Annotated in this window: 17 protein-coding genes; 6 read left to right on the top strand and 11 right to left on the bottom strand. The window is 67.8% G+C overall.

The window, feature by feature from the left end:
* Nucleotides 1–84: 84 nt before the first annotated feature.
* From AC3WON_RS26375 to hppD, 7 genes are all read right to left on the bottom strand, one after another.
* Complete coding sequence (locus tag AC3WON_RS26375) at nt 85–945, bottom strand: MipA/OmpV family protein (protein WP_492318581.1); 861 nt, start codon at nt 943–945, stop codon at nt 85–87.
* Between the two features lie 111 nt (nt 946–1,056).
* Entirely contained in the window at nt 1,057–3,264 is a 2,208-nt protein-coding gene (locus tag AC3WON_RS26370) for a xanthine dehydrogenase family protein molybdopterin-binding subunit (protein WP_492353061.1), read from the bottom strand.
* Nucleotides 3,261–4,259 (bottom strand): FAD binding domain-containing protein, encoded by a 999-nt coding sequence (locus AC3WON_RS26365; protein ID WP_492353060.1) that lies wholly within the window; start codon nt 4,257–4,259, stop codon nt 3,261–3,263. The genes AC3WON_RS26370 and AC3WON_RS26365 overlap by 4 nt, the downstream gene beginning before the upstream one ends.
* Nucleotides 4,260–4,268: 9 nt before the next feature.
* The gene (locus tag AC3WON_RS26360; protein ID WP_492353059.1) at nt 4,269–4,841 is read right to left on the bottom strand and encodes a 2Fe-2S iron-sulfur cluster-binding protein; all 573 of its coding nucleotides are present in this window, start codon (nt 4,839–4,841) and stop codon (nt 4,269–4,271) included.
* Nucleotides 4,842–5,080: 239 nt separating this feature from the next.
* On the bottom strand, nt 5,081–6,277 hold the full coding sequence (locus tag AC3WON_RS26355) for an amino acid aminotransferase (RefSeq protein ID WP_492353058.1): 1,197 nt from the start codon (nt 6,275–6,277) through the stop codon (nt 5,081–5,083).
* Nucleotides 6,278–6,386: 109 nt separating this feature from the next.
* Nucleotides 6,387–7,781 carry an amino acid permease gene (locus AC3WON_RS26350; protein WP_010812426.1) on the bottom strand — a complete coding sequence of 465 codons (1,395 nt, stop codon included), beginning with the start codon at nt 7,779–7,781 and terminating at the stop codon, nt 6,387–6,389.
* Nucleotides 7,782–7,968: 187 nt separating this feature from the next.
* Entirely contained in the window at nt 7,969–9,048 is a 1,080-nt protein-coding gene (gene hppD / locus AC3WON_RS26345) for a 4-hydroxyphenylpyruvate dioxygenase (RefSeq protein WP_492353057.1), read from the bottom strand.
* A gap of 230 nt (nt 9,049–9,278) precedes the next feature.
* Between hppD and AC3WON_RS26340 the strand changes: the two genes are divergently transcribed.
* A complete protein-coding gene (locus tag AC3WON_RS26340) occupies nt 9,279–9,752 on the top strand; it encodes an Lrp/AsnC family transcriptional regulator (RefSeq protein ID WP_010812428.1) in 474 nt (157 codons plus the stop codon).
* A 6-nt stretch (nt 9,753–9,758) separates the two neighbouring features.
* Here the strand turns inward: AC3WON_RS26340 and AC3WON_RS26335 are convergent, their stop codons facing one another.
* The gene (locus tag AC3WON_RS26335; protein ID WP_492353056.1) at nt 9,759–11,585 is read right to left on the bottom strand and encodes a PAS domain-containing sensor histidine kinase; all 1,827 of its coding nucleotides are present in this window, start codon (nt 11,583–11,585) and stop codon (nt 9,759–9,761) included.
* 76 nt (nt 11,586–11,661) lie between these two features.
* On the opposite strand from AC3WON_RS26335, the gene AC3WON_RS26330 reads away from it, so the two are divergent.
* From AC3WON_RS26330 to AC3WON_RS26310, 5 genes are all read left to right on the top strand, one after another.
* Complete coding sequence (locus AC3WON_RS26330; RefSeq protein ID WP_492318575.1) at nt 11,662–11,868, top strand: hypothetical protein; 207 nt, start codon at nt 11,662–11,664, stop codon at nt 11,866–11,868.
* A gap of 103 nt (nt 11,869–11,971) precedes the next feature.
* Nucleotides 11,972–12,187 carry a hypothetical protein gene (locus AC3WON_RS26325; protein ID WP_492318574.1) on the top strand — a complete coding sequence of 72 codons (216 nt, stop codon included), beginning with the start codon at nt 11,972–11,974 and terminating at the stop codon, nt 12,185–12,187.
* 178 nt (nt 12,188–12,365) lie between these two features.
* Nucleotides 12,366–12,992, top strand: coding sequence for a response regulator (locus AC3WON_RS26320; protein WP_492318573.1), 627 nt, complete (start codon nt 12,366–12,368; stop codon nt 12,990–12,992).
* A 39-nt stretch (nt 12,993–13,031) separates the two neighbouring features.
* Nucleotides 13,032–13,712 (top strand): Hpt domain-containing protein, encoded by a 681-nt coding sequence (locus tag AC3WON_RS26315; protein WP_492353055.1) that lies wholly within the window; start codon nt 13,032–13,034, stop codon nt 13,710–13,712.
* A gap of 214 nt (nt 13,713–13,926) precedes the next feature.
* Nucleotides 13,927–14,433: a hypothetical protein gene (locus tag AC3WON_RS26310; RefSeq protein WP_010812432.1), complete on the top strand. Its 507-nt coding sequence runs from the start codon at nt 13,927–13,929 to the stop codon at nt 14,431–14,433.
* A 15-nt stretch (nt 14,434–14,448) separates the two neighbouring features.
* On the opposite strand, the gene AC3WON_RS26305 is transcribed toward AC3WON_RS26310, so the two are convergent.
* From AC3WON_RS26305 to AC3WON_RS26295, 3 genes are all read right to left on the bottom strand, one after another.
* On the bottom strand, nt 14,449–15,042 hold the full coding sequence (locus AC3WON_RS26305; RefSeq protein WP_492318571.1) for a TetR/AcrR family transcriptional regulator: 594 nt from the start codon (nt 15,040–15,042) through the stop codon (nt 14,449–14,451).
* Between the two features lie 149 nt (nt 15,043–15,191).
* The gene (locus AC3WON_RS26300) at nt 15,192–16,094 is read right to left on the bottom strand and encodes a patatin-like phospholipase family protein (RefSeq protein WP_492318570.1); all 903 of its coding nucleotides are present in this window, start codon (nt 16,092–16,094) and stop codon (nt 15,192–15,194) included.
* Nucleotides 16,095–16,319: 225 nt separating this feature from the next.
* Nucleotides 16,320–17,021 carry a YceH family protein gene (locus AC3WON_RS26295; RefSeq protein ID WP_492353054.1) on the bottom strand — a complete coding sequence of 234 codons (702 nt, stop codon included), beginning with the start codon at nt 17,019–17,021 and terminating at the stop codon, nt 16,320–16,322.
* Nucleotide 17,022 lies beyond the last annotated feature (1 nt).

Raw genomic sequence — 17,022 nt, 5'->3', positions numbered from 1 at the left:
CGAAGAACCGTGGCGGTACCGTCCAAATCGCGGGCGCGGGCCATCCACTGTGCGATAGCCGCACTGGGCGGACGGCTATCGGCGTCAGAATTCGTAGTTGATCGACAGGTCGAAGACCCCGTTGGTCGACTTGCGCGTGATCGGGCTGTCCGCCGCATCGCCAGCCAGCTGCGAGATCGCGATGTCGCTGGTGGCGAACCAGTGCTTGTTGAAATACCACACCGCGCTGACGCCGAAGCCGTAGGACTTGATGCCGCCGCGCGCATGGTAGGCGGGCCGTCCGGCGCGGGCCTGCGAGTCGCTGACGCCGTACCAGGCGTTCATGTAGCGCGAGTCGGCCAGGGTCACGGTGGGGCCGGCAAACCAGAAGAATTTCTCGGAGCTGCCCGGCAGCGGCATATAGGCGCCGATATCGCCGACCCAGCCGTCGCTGCCGCCCAGGCTGCGGCGCGCGTCGATGCGCAGCACCAGCGGGAATTCCTTCGAGACCGCGTATTCAGCGAACAGCTTGCCTTCCGGCGCCGGGTTGATATTGCCCATGCCGTCCAGGTGCGGCGAGTCCTCCTTTGCGCGCCGCCCAAGGTTGTAGGACAGCGCGATCCCCGCGCGCCAGTTCTTGCCCCGCAGCAGGTTCACGCCCAGCCCTTCGCCGATCGAGGCAAAGGCCAGGTCGCGGTAGCGGATATCGATGCTGGGCCCGCCGATGAGGATGTATTCCGACGAGCCGTCGTAGCGCGGCCGCACCATGGCCGCGGCGCCGAGCCGGACTTGCCAGTCGGGGATGGTGTCTTCAAACAGCTTCTGTAGCGGGATGCCGGCGGAGAACTGCCATTCCGCCAGCGGTGCCGGGGTCTGGGCGCTGGCCAGGGCCGGGGCAAGGACGGCGCCGGCGGCCAGCAGCAGGGCAATGCACGAGAACGGACGCTTGGGGTAGAGCTCGGTCACGGCAGCCTCCACGCCCGCCAGGCGGGCAGTCAGGTTGCGGGCACGAAGCCCGTGGGCGACATCTTTCCATTGGATGGCGGCCAGCGCAACCACCCTGGGCCTGGGCGGGCCTCAGTTCAGCAGCTTGTCCAGCGTAATCGGCAGGTCCCGTACGCGCCGGCCGGTGGCATGGTATACGGCATTGGCGATGGCCGCGGCCACGCCGACGATGCCGATCTCGCCGATGCCCTTGGTGCCCAGCGCGTTGATATGCGGATCGTCCTCGTCCACCACCGTCACGTCGATGGTGCCGACGTCGGCATTGACCGGCACGTGGTACTCGGCCAGGTTGGCATTGGCAACGCGCCCGGTGACGGGATCCAGCTCGGTTTTCTCATGCAGCGCCATGCCGATGCCCCAGATAATGCCGCCCTTGAGCTGGCTGTGCGCGGTCTTGCGGTTCAGCAGCCGGCCCACGCCATAGCTGGCGACGATGCGGTGGACGCGGATCTCGCCCAGGTCGGGATCGACGTGGACCTCTGCAAAGACCGCGCCAAACGCGTGCATTGCGTATTGCTTCCGCTCCTTGCCGGGCCTGGCGCTGGCCCGCGCTTCAATCGCGTGGCCACCTGCGCGGGTGATCGGCGCGGACACGGGTTCGCGCTGCGTCGGATCGGAGCGGCGTTGCAGCCAGCCGTCGCTGATCTCCACGTCTTTCGCCGGCACGCCCGACAACGGCGAAGCCGGGTCCGCCACGGCTTGCCGGATCAGTTGCCGGCGCGCGGCCGCGGCGGCTTGCTGCACGGCAGGCGCGACGCTGGCGACCGACTGCGAGCCCCCCGACACCGGGGCCTCGGGGAAGGCCGTGTCGCCCAGTTCAAAGCGCACGCGCCCGGGCGGCAGCCCCAGTGCGTCGGCGGCGACCTGCGTCATGACCGTATAGGTGCCCGTGCCGAGGTCTTGCGAGCCGGAGCGTACCAGCGCGGTGCCGTCCGGCAGCAGGCGTACCATGGCGCTGGCGCCCGAACGGTAGGTGGGATAGGTCGCGGTGGCCATGCCCTGGCCCACCAGCTTGCCGTCGGCGTGCATCGAACGCGGCTCGGGGTTGCGGCGCGCCCAGTCGAAGCGCTCGGCGGCCTCTCGATAACATTCACGCAGCGATTTGCTGGAGAACGGCAGGTGCGTCTCAGGGTCGATATCGGCGTGGTTGCGCAGGCGCAGCGCGACCGGGTCGATGCCGAGCTGTTCCGCCAGCTCGTCCAGCGCGCATTCCAGCGCAAAGCTGCCAGTGGCTTCGCCCGGCGCCCGCATGAAAGTGGGGGTGCCGATGTTCAGCCTGACCAGCCGCTGGCTGGTCTGCTGGTTGGGGCAGGCATAGAGCCTGCGCGTGATCAGCGCCGCGGATTCAAGCCAGTCTTCGATCATCGAGGTGCAGGTGGCCACGTCGTGGCGGATCGCGCTCAGCGCGCCGTCCTGTGCCGCGGCAGCGACCAGGTGCTGCTCGGTCAGGGGCCGCGTGCCCACGGTGCCGAACATCTGCGTCCGGTCCACGACCAGCTTCACCGGGCAGCCCGCCTGCCGCGCCGCCATCGCGGCCAGCATCACGTGCGACCAAACCGAGCCCTTGCCGCCGAAACCGCCGCCCACGTATGGGCAGATCACGCGAACTTTCTCCATGGGAATGCCGAACGTGGCCGATGCGACCTTGCGCACGCCGGTGACGTATTGCGTCGCGTCGTACAGCGTCAACTCGCCGCCGTCCCAGGCGGCGATGGTGGCGTGCGGCTCCATCGGGTTATGGTTTTCCATCGGCGTGGTGTAGACCGCGTCGACCACCGCGGCGGCGCTGCGCAGGCCGGCGTCAATATCGCCGCGGCGGCTGTCGGCCGATCCGTCCTCGTCGGCTTTGCATCCCTGCGCGCGGGCCTGCGCAAAGTCCAGCACGGCATCGGCGCGCCGGTATTGCACCGGCAGGCAGCGGGCGGTGTCGCGCGCTTGCTCCAGGGTGTCGGCCACGATCACGGCGACGGGCTGGTTGTTGTAGTGGATGGCGGTGTCCTGCAGCAGGTTCATGACGTGCCCGGCCGTGGCAATGTCCGCGGCGGCCTTGCCGCCCTTGGGCAGGTGCGGTGCATTGAAGGGGGTCATCACCAGCCGCACGCCCGGCATGCGCTCACAGGCGGCGGTGTCCATCGCCGTGATCTCGCCGCAGGGGATGGTGCTGGTCACCATCACCGCATGGGCCAGGCCTTGCAGCGGATGGTCGGCGGTATAGCGGGCGCGGCCGGTGACCTTTGGGATGCCATCGACGCGGTCGAGGGGGGCGCCGGTCACGCTCATGCCGAGGCTCCTTGCGGCCGGCTGGCGACCTGCAGCGCGCGCAGCACGGCACGTTGCGCCAGTCCCACCTTGAAAGCGTTGTGGGCATAGGGATGCGCGCCATCGAGCAGCAGCCGCGCGGCTTCGGCGGCGCTGTGCGCGCTCAGCGGGCGGCCCGCCAGGGCCTGCTCCGCCGCCGGGACGCGCCAGGGCTTGTGCGCCACGCCGCCCAGCGCCAGCCGGGCGCTGCGCACGGTGTTGCTGTCGATTTCCAGCGCCGCGGCCACCGAGACCAGCGCAAAGGCAAAGCTGGCGCGGTCGCGCACCTTCAGGTAGTGGGCATGGGCGGCATAGGGCGAAGGCGGCAGGTCGATGGCGACGATCAGCTCGCCCGGCGCCAGCATGGTGTCGCACTGCGGCATGTCGCCAGGCAGCCGGTGGAAGTCGCCGATGGGGATGCGGCGCTCGCCGGTGGTGGCGCGTACCACGACCACGGCTTCCAGCGCGGCCAGTGCCACGCACATATCGGACGGATGCACGGCGATGCATTGCTCGCTCGCGCCCAGGATGGCGTGGATGCGGTTGATGCCATCGCGCGCGCCGCAGCCGGAGCCGGGCTTGCGCTTGTTGCAGGCGGGGAAGCCGGGATCGTAGAAGTAGTGGCAACGCGTGCGCTGCAGCAGGTTGCCGCCCATCGTGGCCATATTGCGCAGTTGCCCGCTGGCGCCCGCCAGCAGCGCCTGCGCCAGCAGCGGATAGCGTTCGCGCACCAGCGGGTGGTTGGCCGCATCGGTGTTGCTGGCCATCGCGCCGATGCGCAGGCCGCAGTCGGGCAGCGCTGCCACCTGGGCCAGCGGCAGCCGGCTGACGTCTACCAGTAGCCGTGGCGTTTCCACGCCGGCCTTGACCAGGTCGAGCAGGTTGGTGCCACCGGCGACATAGCGCGCGCCCGGCTGGCTGCCCAGGCGCATGGCGTCGTCGACGGACTCGGGCCGTTCATAGGAAAAAGGATTCATGCCCGGCCCTCAGCGGCTGCCGTGCTGGCTGCAGACCTCGCGGACCGCGGCAACGATATTGGGGTAGGCGCCGCAGCGGCACAGGTTGCCGCTCATGCGCTCGCGGATCTCATCGTCGCTGAGCGGCAGGGCTGCCGGGCGCAGCGGGTGGACCGAACTTGCCTCACCGGCCTGCGCCTCGGCCAGCATGCCCACCGCCGAGCAGATCTGGCCCGGCGTGCAGAAGCCGCACTGCAGCGCGTCGTGCGCGATGAAGGCGGCCTGCATCGGATGCAGCGTGTCGCCGCTGGCAAGGCCTTCGATGGTGGTGATCTGGCGGCCTTCCTGCATCACCGCCAGCGTCAGGCAGGCGTTGATGCGCCGCCCGTCGACCAGCACCGTGCAGGCGCCGCACTGGCCGCGGTCGCAGCCCTTCTTGGTGCCGGTCAGGTGGATCACTTCGCGCAGCGCGTCAAGCAGCGTGCAGCGGGGCTCCAGCTGCAGCGTGCAGGGCTTGCCGTTGATGTGCAGCGTGACAGGGCGGGCGGCGGCGCCGGGGGGCAGGGCGGTGCTGCACTGGGCGGGGGCCTTGTCTTCGGACATTTGCGGGCCTTCTGTGGGAACTCTGGCACGGTTGGGGACGGTGCCTGGGATGCAGGAAGGCTGCAAGTTCAGTGCCGGGGATGGCCGTGGCGATGGGCCTGAGGAAAGCCAGGGGAAGCCATGGCTGGAAAGTCAAAACTCCACGGCGTTTGTAGAAATTGCGCTGGCGCGTCCCATGCGCCGCAAAATAAAAAACGGCGCCCGAAGGCGCCGCCTGGTGATGCCGTCTGCCGTCAGGTTCAGCCCTTCAGCACACTCCCGATAGCCTTGGCCACGATCCCCACATTGCGCTCGTTCAGCCCGGCCACGCACATGCGGCCCGAGCGCAGCAGGTACACGCCATGCTGCTCGCGCAGGCGCTCGGCCTGGTCGGCGGTGAGGCCGGTGTAGGTGAACATGCCGCGCTGGGTCAGGTAGCGCGACAGGGCCTCGCCGCTGACATGGTCGCGCAGGTTGTGGTGGATCGCCTCGCGCATGCGCGCGATGCGGCCGCACATCTGGGCCAGTTCTTCTTCCCACAGCTGGCGCAGCTCGGGCGTGGTCAGCACCTTGGACACCACGCGCGCGCCGTGCGTGGGCGGGTTGCTGTAGTTGGCGCGCACCGCGCCGGTCAGCTGGCCCAGCACGTTGGCGGCTTCGCCGGCGGTGTTGCAGAACACGCTCAGGCCGCCGCAGCGCTCGCCGTACAGCGAGAAGTTCTTCGAGAACGAGTTGGCCACCAGGCAGGGCACGTCCTGCGCCACCAGCTCGCGGATGGCGAAGGCGTCGTCGTCCAGGCCGGCGCCGAAGCCCTGGTAGGCCATGTCGACGAACGGCAGCAGCTGGTTGGCCTTGAGCAGCGCGATCAGCTGGCGCCACTGGTCCTGGTTCAGGTCCACGCCGGTCGGGTTGTGGCAGCAGGCGTGCAGCAGCACGATGCTGCCCGCGGGGATGGTACGCAGCGCGTCCATCATTGCGTCGAACTTCAGGCCGCCGGTGGCGTCGTCATAGTACGGGTAGGTATTGACGGTGAAGCCGGCGCGCTCGAACACCACGCGGTGGTTTTCCCAGCTGGGATCGCTGATCCACACCTGCGCCTGCGGGTAGTAGCGCTTGAGGAAATCGGCGCCCACGCGCAGCGCGCCCGAGCCGCCCAGCGTCTGCAGCGTGGCGATGCGGCCGGCGGCGCGCGCCGGCGAGTCTTCGCCGAAGACCAGCGCCTGCACCGCGTTGCGGTAGGCCACCAGGCCCGACATCGGCAGGTAGGGGCGCGGGCCCATGTCGGCCAGCAGCGCGGCTTCGGCCTTGGCCACGGCCTGCATCACCGGCAGGCGGCCCTCGTCGTCAAAGTAGATGCCGATGCTCAGGTTGACCTTGTCGGTACGCGGGTCGCGCTGGAAGTCCTCGTTGAGCGAGAGGATCGGATCGCCGGGAAATGCCTCGATGTGTGCAAACATGGGATGCGATGGAATTGGGTCGGGGGGCAGCTGCCGCGGCGCAGGGGGCGTCGCGCAGACTGGATTCTAACCGGCGGCGCCCGCAGCCTGCAGGCGCCGCCTTGCCGCTTCAGCGCAGTTGCTGGGCGGCGATGCCGCTTTGCAGCGCGGCGGCCGCGTTCTTCTGGCGCACCAGGTAGCTCACGCCGAGCACCACCAGCCACACCGGGATCAGGTAGACCGAGAGGCGCAGGCCAGGCGTCAGGTACATCACCACCAGGATGCCGGCCAGGAACACCAGGCACAGGTAGTTGGTGAGCGGATAGCCCCAGCTCTGGAACTTCGTGGCCTGGCCGGCGCGGCGCTTGTCGGCGCGGAACTTCAGGTGGATCAGGCTGATCATTGCCCAGTTGATGATGAGCGCGGACACCACCAGGCCCATCAGCATCTCAAAGGCCTTGCCGGGCATGAAGTAGTTGATCACCACGCAGGCCGCGGTGGCCACGGCCGAGAACGCCAGTGCCGTCAGCGGAATGCCGCGCTGGTTGACCTTGAGCAGCGCCTTGGGAGCGTTGCCTTGCTGGGCCAGGCCGTACAGCATGCGGCTGTTGCAGTACACGCCGCTGTTGTAGACCGACAGCGCCGCGGTCAGCACCACCACGTTCAGCACGTTCGCCACCCAGTTGCTGTTCAGCGCGTGGAAGATCAGCACGAACGGGCTGCCGCCGGTGACCACGTTCTCCCACGGGTACAGCGACAGCAGCACCGCCAGCGCGCCCACGTAGAAGATCAGGATGCGGTAGATCACCTGGTTGGTGGCCTTGGGGATGGTCTTCTCGGGAGAATCCGCCTCGGCCGCGGTGATGCCCACCAGCTCCAGCCCGCCGAACGAGAACATGATCACGGCCATGGCCATCACCAGGCCGCCCATGCCGTTGGGGAAGAAGCCGCCGTGCTGCCACAGGTTGGCCACGCTCGCTTGCGGGCCGGCGTTGCCGGACAGCAGCAGGTAGCCGCCGAAGCCGATCATGCCGATGATGGCCGCGACCTTGATGATCGAGAACCAGAACTCCATCTCGCCGAAGGACTTCACGCTCGACAGGTTGATCAGGTTGATGATCACGAAGAAGGCCAGCGCCGAGACCCAGGTCGGGATCTCGGGCCACCAGTACTGCACGTAGATGCCAACGGCCGAAAGCTCGGCCATGCTCACCAGGATGTACAGCACCCAGTAGTTCCAGCCCGACAGGAAGCCGGCGAAGTGGCCGCAGTATTTGTCGGCGAAGTAGCTGAACGAGCCGGCGACGGGCTCGTCCACCACCATCTCGCCCAGCTGGCGCATGATGAAGAACGCCACGATGCCGGCGATCGCGTAGCCCAGCAGGACCGAGGGCCCCGCCATCTTGATGGTCTGGGCGATGCCCAGGAAAAGGCCGGTGCCGATGGCGCCACCCAGCGCGATCAGCTGGATATGCCGGTTCTTCAGGCCGCGCTTGAGCGTGCCGTCATTGCTGCTTGCATGCATTCAGTTGTTTCCTCTACCCATTCTCATGGAATGCGGGCCCGCGTTTCTGGCTTGTATCGAGTCGAACGCTTGGGCCTGGGGGACGTCACCACCTGCGCGGCAGGGTGACTGCCGCGAAGGTGGTGTGCGCGTTTCCGGACCCGGCTGTGCCCGTCAAGGGCTGCCGGTCAGGGAAAGCCGATGCCGGTCAGGCCTCGACCTTGAGCGTGCCGCGTTCGATCTGGTCGCGTTCCAGCGACTCGAACAGGGCCTTGAAGTTGCCTTCGCCAAAGCCTTCGTCGCCGCGGCGCTGGATGAACTCGAAGAACACCGGGCCGAGCGCGGTCCTGGAGAAGATCTGCAGCAGCAGGCGGGGCTTGCCGCCTTCGGTGGTGCCGTCCAGCAGGATGCCGCGCGACTTCAGTTGCTCCACAGGCTGGCCGTGGCCGGGCAGGCGCGTGTCCAGTGCTTCGTAGTAGTAGTCGTTCGGCGCGGTCATCAGCGGCACGCCTGCCAGTTGCAGGCGGTCGATGACCTCGATCAGGTTGTCGGTCAGGAAGGCGATGTGCTGGATGCCCTCGCCGTTGAAGGCCATCAGGAACTCTTCGATCTGGCCGGCGCCCTTGGACGATTCCTCGTTCAGCGGGATGCGGATTTTACCATCCGGCGCGGTCATGGCCTTGGAGGTCAGGCCGGTGTATTCGCCCTGGATGTCGAAGTAGCGGATTTCGCGGAAGTTGAACAGCTTTTCATAGAAGTTGGCCCAGTAAGCCATGCGGCCACGGTAGACGTTGTGGGTCAGGTGGTCGATCAGCTTGAGGCCGTGGCCGACCGGGTGGCGGTCGACGCCTTCGATGAACTCGAAGTCGATGTCATAGATCGACTTGCCTTCCTCGAAGCGGTCGATCAGGTACAGCGGCGCGCCGCCGATGCCCTTGATCGCGGGCAGGCGCAGCTCCATCGGGCCGGTCGGGATCTCGACCGGCTGCGCGCCCAGTTCCAGCGCGCGGGCGTAGGCCTTGTGCGAATCCTTGACGCGGAAAGCCATGCCGCAGGCGCTCGGGCCGTGCTCGGCGGCAAAGTAGGCGGCGTGGCTGTGCGGCTCGCGGTTGACGATGAAGTTCACTTCGCCCTGACGGTACAGCACCACGTCCTTGGAGCGGTGCTTTGCCACCAGCGTGAAGCCCATCTGCTCGAACAGCGGCTCAAGCACGTTGGGGGTGGGCGAGGCGAATTCCACGAATTCGAAGCCCATCAGCTGCATCGGGTTGTCAAACAGGTCGGCCATGGCTTTCTCACTAAAGGGGCGGGAAATAATATTGTGGCGGCGGCACTTGGCAACGAGGTCGCGCCGGTGTCAGTCGGCTCGGCGGAAACCTGTTGCAGGACAGGCCTGTAGTGCGCTTGCTTGGGATGCAGTGTATATTCCGGACGGCAAAATTGGATTTCGTAAAACAGGCAGGGAAACCCTAGATTATGAAATCTGATTGCGTGAATCTCTGATGTGAGGAAATCAAAGTGCAATCGATCGAGCTGGACCGTACCGATCGCCGCTTGCTGGGGGTGTTGCAGGAGCAGGGGCGGGCCTCCAACCTGGAACTGGCAGAGGCCATCGCGCTGTCGCCGGCGCAGACTTTGCGGCGCCACCGCCGCCTGGAAGAGGCCGGGCTGGTCAAACGCTATGAGGCGCGGCTGGACGCGGCGGCGCTGGGCTTTGGCGTGGTGGCCTTTATCCATGTGACGATGGAGCGCGGGCATATCCGCGACCTGTCCAACTTCAAGCGCCTGGTGGCTGAGCTGGCACAGATCCAGGAATGCTTCTCGGTGACCGGGGATATCGACTACGTGCTCAAGGTGGTCGCCAAGGACCTGAAGTCGCTGTCTGACTTCCTGCTCGATACGCTGATGCGTATCCCGGGTGTCAGCGGCGTGAAGTCCAGCGTGTGCCTGGACGAGATCAAGTGCACCAGCGCGGTGCCGCTGGAGGCCTGAGCGGGCTTAGTCTTCCGGCTGGTCGAGGCGGTCGCACTGCACGTTCATTGCCCGGCACACCGCACACCATGACGGCCGCGAGCCGGGCTTGACGCCGCAGTGGGCGGCCTCGTCATGCGTGCCGGCCTTGCTGTCGGGCGCGCTGACCCGCACTGGCACGGCTATCTCGCGCACCCGGTGGCCACTGGCGCAGGCTTTTGCCACCGCCGCATCCAGCGCCTGCAGGCCAACCGGCTTGACGATCACGGCATTCATGCCCGCCGCCAGCGCCGCGGCATGGTCCACCGCGACGGCGCTTGCCGTGCAGCCGATCACCGGCACGCTGCCGTGCGCATCCTGGCGTGCGCGTACCGCCCGTGCGAATGCCATGCCGTCCATGACCGGCATGGCGCAGTCGCACAAGATCACGTCGAAGCTGGCCCGGTCCAGCATGGCCAGCCCTTCGCGGCCGTCACAGGCGGTGCTCACGCGGTGGCCCAGGTGTTCCAGCTGGCGCTGCAGCAGCAGCCGGTTGGGCGCGTGGTCGTCGATCACCAGGACGCTGACCCGGCGCCGTGCGCAGCCCGCCACGGGCGGCGGCACCGGCTCGGGCAGTTCCGTGGCGACGGCAAGCGTCAGCGGCAGCGTCACCATGACGCGCGTGCCCTGGCCCGGCTGGCTGGACAGCGAGATCTGGCCTCCCATCGCGCTGGCCAGGCGCTGGCAGATTGCGAGCCCCAGCCCGGTGCCGCCGGCATGGGGGCGGGTGCGGTCATGCAGCTGTTCGAAGGGTTCAAACATCCGCGCCTGGGCGCCGGCGGGAATGCCGATGCCGGTGTCGGAGACGGTCAGCATGACCTGCTGCACGCCGTCGAGAGGCGCCAGCGCGTCAAGCCTGACATGGATCGTGCCGCTGTCGGTGAAGCGCACCGCGTTGGACACCAGGTTGGCCAGGATCTGACGGAAACGCAGCGCATCGACCTGGTGCAGCGGCGCGACGGCGGCGCCGATGCCGCTGGTCAGCGGCAAGCCCTTCTGCGCGGCCACCGGCCCGAAGATCAGCAGCGTGTCCCTGACCAGGCCGGGCAGCGAAGCGGGTGCCGGGTGGATGCTGAACTTGCCGGCCTCCATCTTGGACAGGTCCAGGATGTCGTCGATCAGCGCCAGCAGGCCCAGTGCCGACTTGTGCGCGGTGACCAGCTGCAGGCGTTCCTGTTCGGCCAGCTGGCAGCGCGCCAGGGTCAGCTCCAGCATGCCGGTGATGGCGTTCATCGGGGTGCGGATCTCATGGCTGACCGAGGCCAGGAAGGTGGACTTGGCGCGGTTGGCGGCCTCGGCTTCTGTCTTGGCCTGCGCCAGCTCGGCCAGCATGTCGTGGCGTTCGGTCAGGTCGACGCAGCCGCCGGCCAGGCCCTTGATGGTGCCATCGGCGCCGCGCAGCGGTGTCAGCCAGTTCAGCACGTGGTGGGTGCGCCCGCCCAGGCGCAGGCAGCGGTCCTTGTGCAGTGGGGTGCCGTCTTCGATCACCTTGCGGTAGTCGCGAGCCAGCTCGGCCATGTCGATGGCGATGGGACGCACCCGGATCGACGTGTCCAGCGGCTGCCCGCGCAAGGTGTCGCGCGTGGCGCCGACCAGTTCTTCATAGCTGCGGTTGCAGGTGATGAGCCGCAACGAGGCATCGCGCAGGTAGACAGGCTGGGGAATGCCATCGAGCAGCGCCGACTGGATCGCGATATTGTCCTTCAGCGCAATCTCGGCGGCCCGGCGCCGGCGCACCTCGCGGTACAGCATGAAGATCCATGCCAGCAGGCATGGCGTCAGCAGGCAGAGCAGCCCGGTCGTCCACCCCAGCACCCGCCAGTGCGCCTGTGGCCTTGCTTGCGGTGGCGGTGCTGGCCGCAGGGCAGGTGCCTCGGGCAAGGCGACTGGCATGCCGGCCAGGGAAGGCGCCGCGGCGGGCGCTGGCTCGGGTTCTGCCGTCCGCTGGGTACCGGCGCAGACCAATACGCTGACGAGCAGCAAGGCGGCACTTGCCAGCCGCCAGGCGCGCGTGAAGCGGTGCGGGCAAGCGGTGGCCGATGGCGATTCGCTATGGATGGGCGGACGAATGGACAAGCGGGGCGGCAAATTTCAGTGAAACGTGGCAGCGACCGCTGCGCGGTTGGCGCAGCGGTCGCTGGATAGTTTTCACTCTATGGGCTCAGCCTCGATATCTCATTAGGACGAATCTGAGATTGGGGGTGAAATTTCCGGATCACGCGCTGTTGACGCCTGTCACGTCACATATCGAAGACAATGCCGAGCAGCTTCTCGCGGGCCGGCACGCCGGCATCAGCCAGGCACGCACGCGGCAGCATCGTGAAACCTCATCGCTGCGGGCGGGTCGAAAACCTTCGGATACCCCCCTGCCATTGTCCGGCGACGTCGTTCTTCACGCCGTGGCGGCAGCGTTATGATTGGGCATGCGCAACTGCCATGGTCCGCATTGCGCCAGGCTTGCAAAACCCCTCGGCCGGGTTTTCGGAAGATGCAGGCCCCCGCTCGGAAATTTCCGGTGCCCTCCAGCACAAATGCTGAGCAAAATGATGTGCCCGGGCGCCCGGACATCAAGGTGCCTGCTATGGAGTTCAAGTTTTGACCACAATCCTGATCGTCGATGACCACCCGCCCATGCGGGTGGTGCTAAAGACGCACTTTTCCCAGGTGCTGGGCATCACCCATGTGCTTGAGGCCGACAATGGCCAGGCCGCCATCGAGATCGTGCGGCAGTACACCCCCGACGTGGTGATCCTGGACCTGGACATCCCGAAGATCAACGGGCTGGACGTGATCCCCCGCCTCAGGGCCTGCCATCCCGCCGTGCGCATCCTGGTCATTTCCGGCCAGGACCAGAACACGTTTGCCCCACGCGCGCGCCAGGCCGGTGCGCATGGTTTTGTCAGCAAGACCCAGGAACTTGCCGAGATCGTGCGCTGCACCGAGTCCGTGCTGGCCGGCTATACGGTGATGCCGGAAACCGACCGCGGCAACAACGCTGGCCACGCCGACGAAGCCGCGCGCCTGGCCAGTCTTTCCGACAAGGAACTGGTGGTCATGCAGATGCTTGCCAAGGGCATGTCGAACAAGGAAATCGGCGAAACCCTGTTTATCTCCAACAAGACGGTCAGCACGCACAAGACCCGGGCCATGGAAAAACTCGGCGCAAAATCGATTGTCGATGTCATCGACTTTGCGCGGCGCCACCATATTGCGATCGGCTAGCATGCTGCCCGTGATTCGACTCGCATTGAGAAGCCGCGCATGACCGGCGCGTTGCTGCTTGCCACGCCCGGCGACACGCGCTGGGTCGCCGGGGTTGCCCCGATCCTGCGCGATCTCGGCTTTGATGTGCACACCGACACGCCCGCGCCGGACGCCGCCGCAGACATCGGCCTGGTGCTTGCCGGTGCCGCCACCGAGATCCCCGACAGCCTGTTGCGCGCCTGGCGTGCCACCGGCCCGGTCTGCGCCGTGGTGCTGCCGGCCGACGCGGTGCAGGTGCCCGGCGCGGACGAAGGTGTGATCGCCAGCCTGCGCGAACCGGTGACCGAAGCGGCCATCGTCGCCATGCTAGCCCGCCAGCGCTACCTGGCGCTGTCCCCTCGCGAGGCCGCGGGCATCGGGCCAGCCATCGCGGCGCAGACCTTCGGCAACCGCGCCTTTGCCGCTGAGCTGGTGCACGCCCTGGTCACCTCGGCGCAGGCCGACCTGACGCAGTTGCGCGCCGCGGACGGTGCGCTGGACACGGTGCGCAGCGTCGCCCACCGGCTCAAGGCATCTGCCCACTACGTCGGCTGCCATGCCTTGCGTGCTTTTGCCCAGCGCCTGGAGCATGCCGCCAGCGACGGCGATGCGGCCCACGCCGCTGCGCTGGCCGCGATCGTGGCGCCGACGGTGGCGCGGCTGCTCGCCCTGCTGGCGGCGCTGCCATCGGAAAAATAAGACCGCGGCGGTCGCCGGCAGCCCCGGTGCGGGAATACACCGGATTGGCCCGGTGCGGTCGGTTGATTATGCTCGAATATATCAGGGCGTCGATTTTCAATATTCTGGAATTAATGGCGCCGATTAATGCGGTGCATTTTTATATGACGGCGCGGACGCGGGATTCTGATTTTCGGCTGGACGGTTAGTTTGACGATATTTTCCGGGAGCGGGCATGGGTCAGATCATGGCGTCAATGCCGGAGTCGGCGTTTTATTTCCACCTGGCGGCGGTGACCATGCTGCTGCTGGGGCTGGCGCTGTATCGCGCGGTGTCGCACGTGATGGCGACCCCGGACGGGCGCAAGGCCCGCGCGCAGCGCCTGGCACTGGTCACCGCGGGGCGGCTGCTGGCGCTCGGCGGTATCTGGACCGCCATCGCCTATGGCCACGGCGCCTGGGAGCGCGCCGGCGCGCATAACTGCCGGCACCTGCCGTCGTTGGATGCCGCCGCGCGGTACGCAGCGGAATACTGCTATCTGGGCCGGGAGCGGGTGTTGCTGCGCATCTACGGCGTGGAGCGCGACCGCGTGCTGGCCCAGCGCACCTTCAACAGCAGCGGGCCGGTGCGGCTCAGCTGGGACGGCCAGGCCGTGGTCTTCGATGCCGCGGCGCCTGGCAAGGCAGGGCGCCTGGCGCTGCCGCCCACGCTGGGCGACCGGTTGCTGGCGCGGCTGCCCTGATCCGGCGCTCTACAACTAGTCTGCGTGCATGCGCGCCAGCAAGGCGTCCAGGCCCGCCGGGGCCGGCAGGCGCGCGATCAGCCAGCGCACCGCTTCGGACAAGCCCTGGCCGTCGTAGTCCGGCGCGAAGCTGTGCAGCGTGGCGCCGTGCAGGAAACAGCGCAGCGCCAGCCATTCCGGCTCTGGCGGCGCGTCCGGCGGCTGGCCGAACAGCATCCGCGGCACGGCTTCCAGCGGCGCGCGCACGGCGGTGGCCAGGCGCGCGTCGCCACGCGTTGCCATCCACACCTCCAGTATGGCGAGCGAGGTATGCCGCTGTGGGCGGGTCGCCAGGATATGCAGCATCAGGTGCAGGCACAGCGAAGGGCTGAGCGGCCCCAGCGCGGCCAGGCGCGCCGCCTCGCGCTCCAGCAGCCAGGTGAGCATGGCTGGCAGCAGGTCATAGCGGCCTTCGGGGAAATGGTGCCGCAGCGAGCCGCGGCTGCTGCCGGCCAGTTCGCACACGCGCGCTTCTGAAAAGGCTGCATAGCCTTGCTCGACGAGCAAGGTCACGGCGGCGTCGATCAGGGACTGGCGGGTGCTGGCGCTGCGTTCGGCTTGGGTGGACATCTGTCGGATTGTAGCAATGGCCAGAGGGCAGCCTGGCGCGCGGGCAGCGTGGGCTTGCCTTGATCCGCGTCGACGAGGGCGGTACCAGGGCGGCCAGTATGCGGCGCGGCACAATCCGTTCGTGTACTCCCAGCCGGCGCTGAGCGGCTTCAGTGGGGCGCCGCCGCCGGGATGTCGGCGCTGCAGCTGGGCGTCGCTTCGTCATGCGAATGCGGCGCCAGCGCGCCTGGTATGCGCTGGCTGTCCAGCCCCTTGCCTTGCAGCCACTGCGCGGTGGTGGCCGCGGCGCGGTCGATCAGCTCGCCGCATTTGGAGTAGTCGTAGGGCGAGATGTCGAGCGGGCACAGCGGCGGCACCACGCTGATCTGCGCGCGGTCGGCGAAGTGCTGCAGGTCGTGCACGAGCTGGCGCGCCACCAGCAGCGAGAGCGCGTTGAACGCATGCTCCAGCGCGCCGCGCGGCGGGCGGCGCTCGGCACAGGTGAAGCCCGCGGGCAGCACGATCACGCGCGTGGCACCGAGTGCGATCGCGGTGGATACCGGGGTGTTGTTGGCCACGCCGCCGTCGATCAGCGTGCGGCCCTCGAACTGCACCGGCGGGAACACGCCGGGGATGGCGGCGCTGGCCAGCACCGCGTCGACAATGCTGCCGCTGGACAGCAAGACCTCGTCGCCGCTGTGCATGTCGGTGGCCACCACGTGCAGCTGCAGTTCCGCTGCCTCCAGCCGCCGCGTGCCGAAGTGCTGCGCCAGCAGTCCGCGCAGCCCGGCCGCCTCCACCAGGTGGCCTCGGTTGCCGCCGAACATGCTCCACACGCTGCGCCAGCTCCACGGCAGGATGTCCGAGCGCCGGATGCCGCGCCACAGCGCGTCAAGCCGGCCGGCGCCGGCCACGCCCGGATTGCAGGCAAAGTAGGCGCCGTTGATGGCCCCGGCCGAGGCGCCGATCACGATATCGGGCATCACGCCCCATGCCGCCAGTTCGCGCAGCATGCCGACCTGGATCGCACCCAGGCTGCCGCCGCCCGCAAATACGAAGGCTGTCTTGTCCATGGCTGCGCCGGTCTCCCTGTCCAGTCTGCGGTCCTGAGCAAAGCATAGGCGACATCCGGGCCATCGGGCAGGTCGGACGGTAAGTCGTTTGTCGCGCTAGGGACTGAGCCTGTGGATCGTCTTCGCGAATTAATAGCGCAATTAACCGCCAGGAATATCCACCAACCACCAGTGCTGGCTGGCAGCGGGGTGGTTGGTACCGTCAGCTATGACGCAAGCGGGGCGTCAGTCGAGAAACTCGTCGACGGGGATGCCGAGTTGGCCGGCCATGTGTTCGACCAGGCTTTGCAGCTTCGCTACCTTCTCGGTCAGGGCCTGCTGCTCGGCACGCAGCTGTTCGAGCTCGCCCGGCGAGGCGGTGGCGCCGCCGGTGGTGCGCTCGGCGTCGTCGGCGTCCGCCGCGGCGCTTACTTCGCCGCTCAACAGGTGCATCCAGCGGTTTTCGCGCGCACCCGGCGCGCGCGGCAGCCGGACGACGAAGGGCGGCGCATGGCTGGACAGTTCGTCAAGGAAGGCCTCGACCGACGAGATATCGGCAAAGCCGTGCAGGCGCGCGGTGTTCAGGCGCAGCTCCGCCGCGGTCTGCGGGCCGCGCAGCAGCAGCATCGCCAGCAGTGCGACGGACTGGCTGGGCACGGCCAGCACGCGCTGCATATTGTGCTCGAAGCGCGGCACGCGGCTGCTGCTGCCTTCAAAGACCAGGCTCAGGCCCTTGAGGCCATCGATGGCTTCAAGGATCTCGGCCTCGCTGACGTTCATCACCGGGGCGCGGGCGGTCTTCTGGTTGCAGCCCGAGGCCAGCGCATTGAGCGACAGCGGGTAGGTATCGGGCACGGTGTGCTGTTTTTCGACCAGCACGCCGAGCACGCGGCCTTCAACGGGCGTCAGGGGGCGCAATGCCGGGCGGGCGGGGCGGTCGCCCGCCAGG

The sequence above is a fragment of the Cupriavidus sp. FW305-46 genome (genome assembly GCF_058787075.1).
This window is presented reverse-complemented; position numbering and strand designations above follow the sequence as displayed.

Excerpts from the sequence above, each read along its gene's own strand:
- AC3WON_RS26310 (WP_010812432.1), top strand. The coding sequence starts at position 13,927 with ATGGGTCAGATCATGGCGTCAATGCCGGAGTCGGCGTTTTATTTCCAC.
- AC3WON_RS26355 (WP_492353058.1), bottom strand. The coding sequence starts at position 6,277 with ATGTTTGCACACATCGAGGCATTTCCCGGCGATCCGATCCTCTCGCTC.
- AC3WON_RS26315 (WP_492353055.1), top strand. The coding sequence starts at position 13,032 with ATGACCGGCGCGTTGCTGCTTGCCACGCCCGGCGACACGCGCTGGGTC.
- AC3WON_RS26330 (WP_492318575.1), top strand. The coding sequence starts at position 11,662 with ATGCCGGCCAGGGAAGGCGCCGCGGCGGGCGCTGGCTCGGGTTCTGCC.
- AC3WON_RS26350 (WP_010812426.1), bottom strand. The coding sequence starts at position 7,781 with ATGCATGCAAGCAGCAATGACGGCACGCTCAAGCGCGGCCTGAAGAAC.
- AC3WON_RS26370 (WP_492353061.1), bottom strand. The coding sequence starts at position 3,264 with ATGAGCGTGACCGGCGCCCCCCTCGACCGCGTCGATGGCATCCCAAAG.
- AC3WON_RS26300 (WP_492318570.1), bottom strand. The coding sequence starts at position 16,094 with ATGGACAAGACAGCCTTCGTATTTGCGGGCGGCGGCAGCCTGGGTGCG.
- AC3WON_RS26360 (WP_492353059.1), bottom strand. The coding sequence starts at position 4,841 with ATGTCCGAAGACAAGGCCCCCGCCCAGTGCAGCACCGCCCTGCCCCCC.
- hppD (WP_492353057.1), bottom strand. The coding sequence starts at position 9,048 with ATGGCCGACCTGTTTGACAACCCGATGCAGCTGATGGGCTTCGAATTC.
- AC3WON_RS26305 (WP_492318571.1), bottom strand. The coding sequence starts at position 15,042 with ATGTCCACCCAAGCCGAACGCAGCGCCAGCACCCGCCAGTCCCTGATC.
- AC3WON_RS26365 (WP_492353060.1), bottom strand. The coding sequence starts at position 4,259 with ATGAATCCTTTTTCCTATGAACGGCCCGAGTCCGTCGACGACGCCATG.